Origin of the sequence: Nocardiopsis potens DSM 45234, assembly GCF_000341105.1 — a bacterium.
GTDB classification, from domain to species: Bacteria; Actinomycetota; Actinomycetes; order Streptosporangiales; family Streptosporangiaceae; genus Nocardiopsis_A; species Nocardiopsis_A potens.
The window spans coordinates 126317-137434 of the sequence record NZ_ANBB01000050.1; the positions used below are offsets into that span (position 1 = coordinate 126317).

10 protein-coding genes are annotated in these 11118 nt (G+C 75.4%); 4 read left to right on the forward strand and 6 right to left on the reverse strand.

All coding sequences use genetic code 11. The features are described from left to right. Positions 1-1060: 1060 nt before the first annotated feature. Both D459_RS0121125 and D459_RS0121130 read right to left on the reverse strand, forming a co-directional pair. A complete protein-coding gene (locus tag D459_RS0121125; protein WP_017595000.1) occupies positions 1061-1600 on the reverse strand; it encodes a hypothetical protein in 540 nt (179 codons plus the stop codon). Then, positions 1591-2133: an RNA polymerase sigma factor gene (locus tag D459_RS0121130; RefSeq protein ID WP_017595001.1), complete on the reverse strand. Its 543-nt coding sequence runs from the start codon at positions 2131-2133 to the stop codon at positions 1591-1593. The genes D459_RS0121125 and D459_RS0121130 overlap by 10 nt, the downstream gene beginning before the upstream one ends. A 362-nt stretch (positions 2134-2495) precedes the next feature. Between D459_RS0121130 and D459_RS32325 the strand changes: the two genes are divergently transcribed. Further along, positions 2496-3098, forward strand: coding sequence for a DUF6286 domain-containing protein (locus D459_RS32325; protein WP_152523067.1), 603 nt, complete (start codon positions 2496-2498; stop codon positions 3096-3098). A 161-nt stretch (positions 3099-3259) separates the two neighbouring features. Continuing rightward, positions 3260-4081 (forward strand): hypothetical protein, encoded by an 822-nt coding sequence (locus D459_RS0121140; protein ID WP_161634171.1) that lies wholly within the window; start codon positions 3260-3262, stop codon positions 4079-4081. A gap of 97 nt (positions 4082-4178) precedes the next feature. Here the strand turns inward: D459_RS0121140 and D459_RS0121145 are convergent, their stop codons facing one another. From D459_RS0121145 to D459_RS0121155, 3 genes are read right to left on the reverse strand one after another with little or no spacing between them, the layout of a single operon-like run. After that, positions 4179-4970: an aminotransferase class IV gene (locus D459_RS0121145; RefSeq protein ID WP_017595004.1), complete on the reverse strand. Its 792-nt coding sequence runs from the start codon at positions 4968-4970 to the stop codon at positions 4179-4181. A 59-nt stretch (positions 4971-5029) separates the two neighbouring features. After that, the gene (locus D459_RS0121150; protein WP_017595005.1) at positions 5030-5644 is read right to left on the reverse strand and encodes a cysteine hydrolase; all 615 of its coding nucleotides are present in this window, start codon (positions 5642-5644) and stop codon (positions 5030-5032) included. A gap of 25 nt (positions 5645-5669) precedes the next feature. Beyond that, positions 5670-6146 (reverse strand): rhodanese-like domain-containing protein, encoded by a 477-nt coding sequence (locus D459_RS0121155; protein WP_051065496.1) that lies wholly within the window; start codon positions 6144-6146, stop codon positions 5670-5672. A gap of 93 nt (positions 6147-6239) precedes the next feature. Between D459_RS0121155 and D459_RS0121160 the strand changes: the two genes are divergently transcribed. After that, entirely contained in the window at positions 6240-6695 is a 456-nt protein-coding gene (locus D459_RS0121160; protein ID WP_026120617.1) for an Lrp/AsnC family transcriptional regulator, read from the forward strand. 6 nt (positions 6696-6701) lie between these two features. On the opposite strand, the gene D459_RS0121165 is transcribed toward D459_RS0121160, so the two are convergent. Beyond that, entirely contained in the window at positions 6702-7094 is a 393-nt protein-coding gene (locus D459_RS0121165) for a hypothetical protein (protein WP_040710685.1), read from the reverse strand. 100 nt (positions 7095-7194) lie between these two features. On the opposite strand from D459_RS0121165, the gene recD2 reads away from it, so the two are divergent. Next, positions 7195-9429 carry an SF1B family DNA helicase RecD2 gene (recD2, locus tag D459_RS0121170; protein ID WP_017595009.1) on the forward strand — a complete coding sequence of 745 codons (2235 nt, stop codon included), beginning with the start codon at positions 7195-7197 and terminating at the stop codon, positions 9427-9429. The last annotated feature ends 1689 nt before the right edge of the window (positions 9430-11118 follow it).

Below are 11118 nucleotides of genomic sequence, written 5' to 3' on the forward strand. Positions count from 1 at the left end.
GTGGGAAGGGGACCGGCTGGTCGGTCCGGCGCGGCGCCCCGCAGAGCGAGGGTTCAAGCGGGCGGCGAGGGCGGGAGGGGGCCGGGCGCCGCGTTCACCGGCCCGGCCCGCGCCCACCAGGGTGGCCATATCCCCTATGCCCGATTTGCGGCAGGGATCGGGCGAGGGCAGGGGCGCCCTGCGCACCGTGGGAGCACCCCGATTACATCTACCAGCGAGTAGTAACCCCTGAGGCCCCCACCGCCCTCTCCTCGGTTACCCGGAGTGGCCAAGGTGGGCCCTCTCGGCAGAGCAAAAGCGACATCTCCCCTCCACGCTGCCCCTTCCCGGGTTCCGGCCCCCTGCCCTCCGGCCTTCCGGGCGGCTCGAACCCCCGAACACCGGCCCGAACAAGGCGATCCGGGCCGGGATGCGCGCCCGGGAATCACCGGGGTGCTCTCGCGGTGCGCAGGGCACCCCACCCGACCTTCACTGTGCGTGTTCGCCCAGGTCAGGGAGGGGAGGTGGTTTCAAGGACGGCCGGTCCCGGCGCCCGGGCGACGCGGGAACGGCGAACCCACCGCCCCGGCTCGCCCCGGCTCACCCCGACCGCCCCACCCGCTCTGCCGCACCCGACCGACCAGCCGGCACGCCCCCCCGCCCTCGCTGCCAGCCTGACCCCCCGCCCCGGGGGGCCCGACACTCGGGCGACCGCCTCCGCCCCGGCCCTACCGCCGCCGTCGCCGCCCGCTTGAACCTGTACTCCGCGGGGCGCCGCGCCCGACCGACCGGCCGGTCCCCACCGCCGCCGTCGCCGCCCGCTTGAACCTCGCCCCCGCGAGACGCCGCACCCGGCTGGGGCGCCCGGCCCGCCCCCACCTCTGCCGTCGCCGCCCGTCTTGACCTTCACTCCGTGGGGCGCCGCACCCGACCGGCCGGTGCCCACCGCCGCCTTCGCCCCGTCCCTGCCTGCGCCGTCGCCGCCTGCTTGAACCTTCACCCCGTGGAGCGCCGCGCTCGGTCCGGGCACCTCCCAGCCCCCCACCCCTCCGTCCCTCATCGGAGGAAGGGCCGGGCGGGATCAGTCGATGTCGGTGAACACGATGTCGATCCGGGCCGGGTCGGCGCCGAGGGACTCGCGGGCGGCGGTGCGGACCGCCGTGCGGAGCCGTCCGGCCAGCTCGGGGGCGGGGACCGTGCCGGTCAGGTGGGCGGAGAGGGCGATCTCCAGGCCGTCCGGGCCGTCGGCGAGGCGGCAGCGGCCGACCGCGGCGCCGGGGACCGCGTCGCAGGCGGCGACGAGGAGGGCGCGGGCCGCGGACTCGCGGACGGCGGTCCGGCCCGGGCCCGGGGCGGCGACCGGGATCAGGCGGTCCGGGCGGGCCTGCGAGCGGACCGCCCGCATCACCGACCCCACCAGGGCCGGCGGCGGCTCGGGGCGCTCCGCGGCGAGTTCGGCGCCGGCCCGGGCCAGGACCCTGTGGTACTCGGCGACCGCGCGGCAGTGCGGGCAGCCGCGCTCGTGCTCGGTGGGGGTCCCTCGCAGGGCGTGCTCGGCGACCTCGTCGGGCGGGGTCCCGCAGGGCAGCCGCTCGGGCTCGGAGGGCCGGTCTACCGCCATGGTTCAAGCGCCTCCACGAGACGGGTGCGCGCGCGGTGGATGCGGCCGCGCACGGCGGTCGGGGTGCTGTCGGTGATCTCGGCGATCTCTCGGTAGCCCAATCCTTCCAGCTCCCGCAGGACCCAGCAGGCCCGCTGCGGCGGCGGCAGGCCGGCCAGCGCCGCCAGCAGCGCCTCGCGCAGCCCGCCGGTCACCGAGTGCTGCGCGGGGCCGGCACCGGGGTCCGGCAGGGCGACGGCCTCCTCGTCCCCGGGGTGCTCCGGGCGGCGCGCCCGCAGCACGTTCAGCGCCCGGCGGGCGGCGATCCGGTGCAGCCAGGCCGGGAAGGCGGCCGGTTCGCGCAGCTCGGGCAGGTTGCGCCAGGCGGTGAGGAAGGCCTCCTGGGCGGCGTCGGCCGCGTCCCCCTCGTCCAGCAGGGTGCGCAGCGCGATCCGGTAGACCGCCCCCTGGTGCAGGCGGACCAGCGCCTCGAACGCGGCGGTGTCGCCGTCCTGCGCCCGCTCGACCAGGGCGGCCTCCGGCGGTCCGGTCATGGCCGTCGTACCGCCTCCCCGGTGGCCAAGATGCGACTCTCCGCGGTCACTGCATGGCCGAAAGTTATCCGGGGGCGGGTGGGGGGTGGTAGAGGCGCAACGAGTGTGTCTCAGGTCACAATGGAAGTCGCGTGAGGGACGCCGGATTTCGGTGTCTTCCTGAACAACCGGTTGACGATGACCGAAACCCCGGTATTCGGGTGAGCCCAAGCGGGATCAGGGGGAAGGAACAGAGCAGGTGTTCCGTCCGCCCCACCCCGGGGCCCGCTCGGACGGACCGGTCCGCACCCCGCGGGGTGCCGGGCCGAGACCGCGCGGAACCCCCCGCGCGGCGCCGCAACAGAGACGAGGGAGCGGTTCGGATGACTTCTCTCCACGAGGCGACCCCCGCCTTGGACCCCTCCGATGTGCCGCAGGCCGATGTGGACCAGGCCCGCCAGGCGGCACTCCGCGTCCGGCGGCGCAGACGGGCCGCGGCGTACGTGGCGGGGGCCGCCTTCGCCGCACTGGTCGCCGCGGCCGCCGCCGAGGTCGTCTCCTACCTGGCCGGAAGCCCGCTGCGGATCCTCACCTTCGGCGGCGCCGCGCAGGGCGGCACCCCCTGGGACGACCCGGTGATGCTGGCCGCCTCGGGGCTGATCGCCCTGGTCGGCGCGGGCCTGCTGGTCTATGCGGCGCTGGCCGGCCGGGGAGAGGGCGAGCGCCCCCGTCCCGGCCCGATCACCTGGGTCGCCGACTGCGCCCTGCGCAGCCTCCTCGCCGACGCCGCCTGCTCGGTGAAAGGCGTCCGCACCGCCTGCGTCATCGTGCACGGCCCGTGGGTCCGGGTCCGGGTCACCACCGAGCCGGGCGCCGAGATCGCCCCCGCCGACATCGAGGCCGCCGTCACCGACTGCCTCCGGGAGCGCCTGCACACCGGCGGCTTCCGGGTCAGCGTGGCGGTCGGCGCGCACGACCGGGCCTGAGCCGGGCCTGACCTGGGGCGGAGCTCGCCGGGCGGCCGGGGCGGCGGTGGTGGCGCGGCGCGCCGGCCTGGGGCCGGTAGGCGCGCGCGGCGCCGGTCCGGCGGCGCACCGCCGGGGGCGCGCGGTGGATCGGGGGTGCACGGGGTACCGTCGGCGCGGGGGTGGCGATGACGGCGGTTTTCGACCCTGGCCTGCCGGAGCACGTCGTGGCGGAACTGGAGCGGGCGCCCGGGCTGCTGATCCCGGCGGGCGCCGACCCCGCCGATCCCGCGCACCTGCCCCGCGGGGAGCGGTACAAGCGGGGCGGGGCGGTCGTCGGCGCCATGGCGCTGGTGCTCGCCGGGATCGCGGCGCTGCTGCCGGTCGCCCCCGAGCTGGTGGCGCTGGTCGCGCTCTCCTGGGCGGTCGCGGTCGCCGTCTACGGGGGGTTCCGGGGCGCACCGCGGATGCTGTTCGGCGCCCTGCTCCTGGTGCCGGTGCTGGCCCGGCTCTTCATGGACGCCGGACCGGGCGGGGTGGCGATCGTGTGCGCGCTGACCGTGGTCGTCATCGGGGGACAGCACGCGCACCGCAGGTTCACCGGAGCCGACCCGGATCGCGCGCCGGTCCGGTTCCACGGCCGCTACCTGCTCCCCGCCGACCTGGCCCCGGCCGATCTGGAGACGGTGCGCCGCGCGCAGCGGGCCGAGCGCCGCCTCGCCGCGGCGGCCGCGGCGCTGCACGGCACCCCCTTCGACGCCGACCGGGCCCGCCGCCTGCTGCGCGACCGCACCTGGCGGATGGCCCGCTCGCTCTACCACAACCGCAGGCCCGGGGTGCGGCCGCTGCGCGTGGTCACCGAGGAGGCCCGCCGGTGGGCCGGGGAGATGGAGGAGCTCGCCGCGGCCGCCCGGGCCGCCGCCTCGGACACCCGGGGGCGCGGCGCGCACCTCGACCGCGCGCTGCGCGTCCAGCACCGGCTGGCCCGGCCGTACCGGTACTGAGCCGCCCCAGCGCGATGATCTTGACGCTGCGGCCCTATCCGGGCGCTCGGGTAGGGCGGCCGCAGCGTCAAGGTCATCGGGGGAGGGGAGGCGTCGGCTACAGCGGCTCGCCGGGCAGGGCCCGGTAGGCCGCGGCGAGCCGCTCCACCACCGGGGCCGGCACCGGGAAGGGGTGCTCGTCCACGGCGGCGACCGGGCGCACCCCGGTGGCGGCGTTGGTGACCAGCGCGGCCTCCATCCCCGGCAGGTCGGCGACGTGCACCGAGGCCGGGCGGCTGGCCAGGCCCACGGAGCCGGCCAGCTCGGAGAGGAGCCGCATCGTGGTGCCCGGCAGGTGCTCGGCGCTGGGCCACAGCAGCGTCCCCCGGCACAGGAAGGCGACGTTGAAGGTGGCGCCCTCGGAGACCAGCGAGCGGCGGTCCAGGAACAGCGCGTCGTCGAACCCCGAGGCCTGCGCGGCCCGGCGGCGGACCAGCGTGCCGAGCAGGGCGGTGCCCTTGACCCGGGGCAGGTCGCGCTCGAAGGGGACGGTGGCCAGGGAGACCGGTCCGGCGCGGTCCGGGCCCGCGGGCCGGGTGGTCACCAGCAGCCGGGGCCGCGCGTCCCGGGCCGGGTGCCCCAGCTCCAGGTCGGGGTCGGTGACGGTGACCCGAACCACCAGCGGCGACCCCTCCCGCTCCGCGGCCTCGCGGACCCGCTCGCGGACGGCGCCGGTGTCCAGCTCGGTGCCGAACAGGAAGCGGCAGTCCGCCGCCAGCCGGTCCAGGTGCAGGGAGAGGCCCCGCACCCGCATGTCCTGCACGCGCATGGTGGTGAAGTGGCCGTAGCCGTAGAGCGCCGGCCCGATCAGCTCCTCCGGGCTCGCCGGCCGTCCGTCGAGGTGGATCATGGCGGCATCGTCGCATCCCCGGGCGGCTCCCGGGGAGGGAAACGGGGCCGCCGCCCGGGTCAGCCGGCGCCGATCAGTTCCAGCGCCCGGTCCGCGTCGAGCACACCCGCGGTGGCCAGCTCCAGGTTGGCCAGCGACGCCCGGTGCACCTCCGGGTCCGCGGCCGCCGTGCAGTCGCCCAGCACGTGCACGGTGAAGCCCAGGTCGGTGCCGTGCCGGGCGGTCTGCTCGACGGTGAGGTTGGTGGCCACCCCGGTCACCAGCAGGGTGTCCACGCCGCGTGCGGAGAGCCGCTCGGGCAGGCCGCTGCCGGCCAGGCCGGAGAGACGCTGGTTGTCCCAGACCTCGGCGCCGTCCTGCTCCATCTCCGGGATCAGCCGGGCGCCGGGGGCGTCCGGACGGAACGCGTCCCGGGCGTCGTCGACCGCGGCCATGAACGCGGTGTTGCGGACCAGCGCCCCGCGGTTCTCCGGCACGGTGAACCGGGTGAACAGCAGCGGGACCCCGGCGCGGCGGGCCCGCTCGTGGAACCGGGCGGCCCGCTCCACCGCCCCGGAGGCGCGCACCGGCCCGGCCAGCATGCCGCCGAAGAACCCTTCCGGGCGGACCACGTTGACCTGCCAGTGCAGCGCGAGCACGGCGGTCCGGTCGGGTGAGATCTGCGGTGTCGTCATGCCGGGTGATCCTGCCACGGCGGCGTCAGCAGCCGCAGGCGGGGGCGCCCACCGGGGCGGTCAGCGGGTCCCGGGGGGAGGTCTCCGGGCCGGACGCGGTCTGCACGGTGAAGCCCTCCCGGATCCAGTACTCGATGCCGCCGATCATCTCCTTGACCCGGTAGCCCAGCGTCGCCAGGGCGAGGGCGGCGCGGGTCGCCCCGTCGCAGCCCGGGCCCCAGCAGTACACGACCACCGGGACCGAGGGGGCGAGCAGCTCGGCGGCGCGGGCCGGGATCTCCTCCTTGGGCAGGTGGACGGCGCCGGGGACGTGCGCCTGCTCCCACGCCTCCAGGGAGCGGCCGTCGACCAGGACGAAGCCGGGCTCGCCGGACTCCAGGGAGGCGTGCACGTCGGAGACGTCGGTGCGGAAGGCGAGCGAGGCGGCGAAGAACGCGGCGGCGTCGGCCGGGGCGCCGGGGGCGGTCCGCATGGCGGGGCTGGTGCTGCTCTGGGTCGTCATGGGGAAACGGTATTGCGGGGAAAGAGGGCCGTGGCAGGGGCGATCCACGGCGTTCGGGTTGCTCTGCCGAAGGATCGGCGGTATCGCTGCGGTATGACCGAAAGATCCTTGGACGCCACCGATCGGCGCCTGCTGGCGGCCCTGCAGGCCGACGGCCGGGCCGGCTACACCGAACTCGCCCGGAAGGTCGCCATGTCGCCCAGCTCCGTCGCCGAGCGGGTCCGGCGGCTGGAGGAGGACGGCGTCATCACCGGCTACACCGCCGTCGTCGACCCGCAGCGGATCGGGCTGCCCATCATGGCGCTCGTCCGGCTGCGCCACCCCACCGCCAACTACAAGCCGTTCCACGACCTGTGCGCGGTGATGCCGGAGGTGCTGGAGGCGCACCACGTCACCGGGGAGGACTGCTTCGTGCTCAAGGTCGCCGCCCGCTCCATGACCGACCTGGAGCGGCTGGTCGGCCGGATCGCCGCCCTCGGCTCCGTCACCACCAGCGTGGTCTACTCCAGCCCGCTGCCCCGCCGCGCGATCGCCCCGGACGGGGACTGAGCGGGGTCAGCCGCCGACCCGGTAGCCCGCGATCGAGGGCCAGCGCACCGTCAGCACCACCGAGTCCTCCTCGGCGATCCAGGAGTGGTCGGTGCCGGGGTGCCAGACCACGTAGTCGCCCTGCTCGGTGAGGAGCACGCCGCCGGATCGGAACAGCAGCCGGAACCGGCCGCTGACCAGCACCAGCAGGGCGGTCCGCTTCTCCCCGACGGCCCACTCGGCGCGCTCCTCGCCGGCCGGGTGCACGCCCCACTTCACCTCGACGTCGGCGCTGTGCCGCAGGTCGCCCTCGGGCTTGAAGTGGCCGAGCAGCCAGCCGCGGTCCAGCGGGGCGTCCGCCCCGGCCCTGCCGGTGTACACCCGGTCGCCCGGATGGTCCGGGTCCCTCTCATCGATCACGGGGCACGAGGGTAGCCGGACCGGGCCTGTGGACGGGCCGGGCGGATGTCGCGGGATGGCGGCATGATGGGGAGGGACCCGAGAGGCAGGAGGGATCGCCGTGGGCGGTGCGCGGCAGGGCGGGGACGGCCCGGGCTTCCGGTTCGCCGAACTCGAAGGGGTCCTGGAGCGGATCACCTTCGCCAACGAGGAGACCGGCTACACCGTGGCCAAGGTGGACACCGGTCGGGGCGCCGCGGAGCTGACCACCGTGGTCGGCGCGCTGATCGGCGCCCAGCCCGGTGAGGCGCTGCGGATGCGCGGACGCTGGGGGTCCCACCCCCAGTACGGCCGCCAGTTCACCGTCGAGGACTACACCACCGTGCTGCCCGCCACCGTGCAGGGCGTCCGCCGCTACCTGGGGTCCGGGCTGATCAAGGGGATCGGCCCGCGGCTGGCCGAGAAGATCGTCGACCACTTCGGGGTCGAGGCGCTGGCGGTCATCGAAGAGGAGCCGGAGCGGCTGATCGAGGTCCCCCGGCTGGGCCCCAAGCGCACCAAGCTGATCACCGCCGCCTGGGAGGAGCAGAAGGCCATCAAGGAGGTGATGGTCTTCCTGCAGGGCATCGAGGTCTCCACCTCCCTGGCGGTGCGCATCTACAAGAAGTACGGCGACTCCTCCATCGGGGTGGTCCGCACCGAGCCCTACCGGCTCGCCACCGACGTGTGGGGCATCGGCTTCAAGACCGCCGACGCCATCGCCCAGGCCGTCGGCATCCCGCACGACAGCCCGCAGCGGGTCAAGGCCGGGATCCAGTTCACCCTGTCGGAGTCCACCTCCGACGGCCACTGCTACCTGCCCGAGGAGCGGCTCATCTCGGACGCGGTGAAGATCCTCCAGGTCGACTCCGCGCTGGTCATCGAGTGCCTGGCGGAGCTGGTCGCGGAGGAGGGCGTGGTCGCCGAGAAGCTCCCCGGGCCGGACGGCGAGGCGGTCACCGCCGTCTACCTGGTGCCGTTCCAGCGGGCCGAGGCCTCGCTCGCCGCGCAGCTGCGCACTCTGCTGTCGGCGCCCGCCGACCGGCTGCCCTCCTTCGCCGGGGTCGACTGGGACAAGGCGCTGGGCTGGCTGCGCGAGCGCACCGGCACCGAGCTCGCCGCCGAGCAGGCCGAGGCGGTCAAGCTCGCGCTGACCGGCAAGGTCGCGGTGCTCACCGGCGGGCCGGGCTGCGGCAAGTCGTTCACCGTGGCCTCGGTGATCACCCTGGCCGCGGTGAAGGGCGCCAAGATCATCCTCGCCGCGCCCACCGGCCGGGCCGCCAAGCGGATGACCGAGCTGACCGGGCACGAGGCCTCCACCGTGCACCGCCTGCTGGAGCTCAAGCCCGGCGGGGACGCCACCTACGACCGGGACAACCCGCTCGACTGCGACCTGCTGGTGGTGGACGAGGCCTCCATGCTCGACCTGCTGCTGGCCAACAAGCTGGCCAAGGCGGTGCCGCCCGGCGCGCACCTGCTGCTGGTCGGCGACGTCGACCAGCTCCCCTCGGTCGGCGCCGGGCAGGTGCTGCGCGACCTGCTGGACGCGGACTCCCCGGTCCCCGCGGTCCGGCTCACCCAGGTGTTCCGGCAGGCCCAGCAGTCCGGGGTGGTGAGCAACGCGCACCGGATCAACCGGGGCGAGCCGCCGGTGCTGCGCGGGCTGCCCGACTTCTTCCTCTTCCCCTGTGAGGAGGCCGAGCGGGCCGCCGAGGTCACGGTGGACGTGGTGGCCAACAGGATCCCGCGCCGGTTCGGCCTGGACCCGCTGCGCGACGTGCAGGTGCTGGCCCCCATGCACCGCGGCCCCGCCGGGGCGGGCAACCTCAACACGGTGCTCCAGGCGGCGCTCACCCCGCACCGGGAGGGCGCGCCGGAGCGGCGCTTCGGCGGCCGGGTGTTCCGGGTCGGCGACAAGGTCACCCAGATCCGCAACAACTACGACAAGGGCGCCAACGGGGTGTTCAACGGCACCCTGGGCGTGGTCACCGGGATCGACCAGGTCGAGCAGGAGCTGGTGGTCCGCACGGACGAGGACGAGGAGATCGGCTACGACTTCGCCGAGCTGGACGAGCTGGCGCACGCCTACGCGGTGACGGTGCACCGGTCCCAGGGCAGCGAGTACCCGGCGGTGGTGGTCCCGGTGACCACCAGCGCGTGGATGATGCTGCAGCGCAACCTGCTCTACACGGCGGTCACCCGGGCCAAGCGGCTGGTGGTGCTGGTCGGCTCGGAGCGGGCGCTGGCCCAGGCGGTGCGGAACGCCTCCTCCGGGCGGCGGTACACCGGCCTGGCGCACCGGCTCGCCACCGGCTGACAGCGCCTGGCGCCGCCTGGCGCCGCCTGGCGCCAGGCGGGCCCCGGCCCCGGGGAGGGGCGGGCCGGCCGGGCATTCCCTCCGGAGTTCTCTCAAGAAGTATGGGAAAGTATGGGAACGGGTGGGGGGAACGCCGGATAGATGGCCCACTGTTCGAATTCAAGAAGTCGTTTTGTCCGGCGGAGCAGAAATCCCGGGAAAATTCGTTCTCATCTCCAAAAGGCATTCGGGGGGTTCTCCTCTACGGTGGAGGGCGGCGGGCCGCCGGGCCGGACCCCCTCCCCGTGCCCGGAAGAGCGCCCCGCCCATCAGGGGCCGCGCCCAACCCCCTCCCGGGTGCGGCCCCTGCTTCCCGCTTCTGCTCCGGTGCCGTTCCAGAGAAGTCCGAGGGTTTTTCTCGTTTTCGCCGCGGCGGCCGGGCGGCGTTCAATAGGCTCCCATCGGGGCCGGGGCGGGTACCCGGCGCGGGTCCTCCCGGAGCCTTCCCGCGGCGCGGAATCCGCCGGCCCCGCAGATCGGGGCGTGCCGGCAGAGCCTGCCCTCCTCCCTGAGCCATCCGGAGGCCCTGGCACCGCCCGCCCCCGATGAGCGCTGACGCTCTCTCCACTCCCCCCGGAGAGCGTCGGCCCCCTCGGGCGCCGGCCCGGCGCCGGCGCCCGAGGGCTGCGCCGAGGCAGAGTCCGAGCCCGGCCCCGAGTCGTTGATCTCTGCGTGGTGGCCCCGTCGGAGCGCCTTGTCGTCAACTGGTCGTTGCAACGAGGAACGAGCAGCGAGGAAAACGAGGAACTCGGGGAGGGGCGTGCCGGCTGGTCGGTCGGGTGCGGCGCCTCACGGGGTGAGGGTTCAGGCGGACGGCGACGGCGGGTGGGGGACCGGCCGGTCGGTCGGGTACAGCGCCTCGCGGAGTGAAGGTCAAGGCGGGCGGCGACGGCGACGGTAGGGGCAGGGCGGAGGCGGTCGCCCGGGTGTCGGGCCCCACGGGGTGACGGTTCAGGCCGGCAGCGACGGCAGGCAGGGGCACCGGCCGGTCGGTCCGGCGCGGCGTCTCGCGTGGCCGGGGTTCAAGCAGGCGGCGACGGCACCGGTAGGGGCGGGGCGGAGGCGGTCGCCCGGGCGCGGCGCCTCACGGGGTCGGGGTTCAAGCGGGCGGCGAGGGCGGGTGGGCGTGCCGGCTGGTCGGTCGGGTGCGGCAGAGCGGGCCGGGGCGGCGGGGCTGGCCGCCGCTGAAACCGCTGCCCCTCCCCGACCTGGCCGAATACGCAGGGTGATGGCGGTGTGGGGTGCCCTGCGCACCGCGAGAGCACCCCGGTGATTCCCGGGCGCGCATCCCGGGCCGGATCGGCCCCCGAGAGGCCCGGATCGCCCTGATCGGGCCGGTGATCGGGGGGTTCGAGCCGCCCGCAAGGCCGGGATGCAGGGGGCCGGAACCCGGGGAGGGCAGAGGCGGGGGCGGGATGTCGCATTTGTCCTGCCGGGAGGGCCCGCTTTGGCCACTCTGGGTGATCAGTTAAGGGGCGGTGGGGGCTTTGGGGCTTACTACTCGCCGGTAGATGTAATCGGGGTGCTCTCGCGGTGCGCAGGGCGCCCCCGACCCCCGCCGCAAACCGGGCATAGGGGATATGGCCACCCTGGTGGGCGCGGGTGATGTCAATCGGTTGTTGCAACGAGGAAGTCGTTGAGGGCCTCGGC

Coding starts and splice junctions, on each gene's coding strand:
- D459_RS0121145 (WP_017595004.1), bottom strand. CDS start 4,970: ATGATCCACCTCGACGGACGGCCGGCGAGCCCGGAGGAGCTGATCGGG.
- D459_RS32325 (WP_152523067.1), top strand. CDS start 2,496: ATGACTTCTCTCCACGAGGCGACCCCCGCCTTGGACCCCTCCGATGTG.
- D459_RS0121150 (WP_017595005.1), bottom strand. CDS start 5,644: ATGACGACACCGCAGATCTCACCCGACCGGACCGCCGTGCTCGCGCTG.
- D459_RS0121130 (WP_017595001.1), bottom strand. CDS start 2,133: ATGACCGGACCGCCGGAGGCCGCCCTGGTCGAGCGGGCGCAGGACGGC.
- D459_RS0121160 (WP_026120617.1), top strand. CDS start 6,240: ATGACCGAAAGATCCTTGGACGCCACCGATCGGCGCCTGCTGGCGGCC.
- D459_RS0121125 (WP_017595000.1), bottom strand. CDS start 1,600: ATGGCGGTAGACCGGCCCTCCGAGCCCGAGCGGCTGCCCTGCGGGACC.
- D459_RS0121155 (WP_051065496.1), bottom strand. CDS start 6,146: ATGACGACCCAGAGCAGCACCAGCCCCGCCATGCGGACCGCCCCCGGC.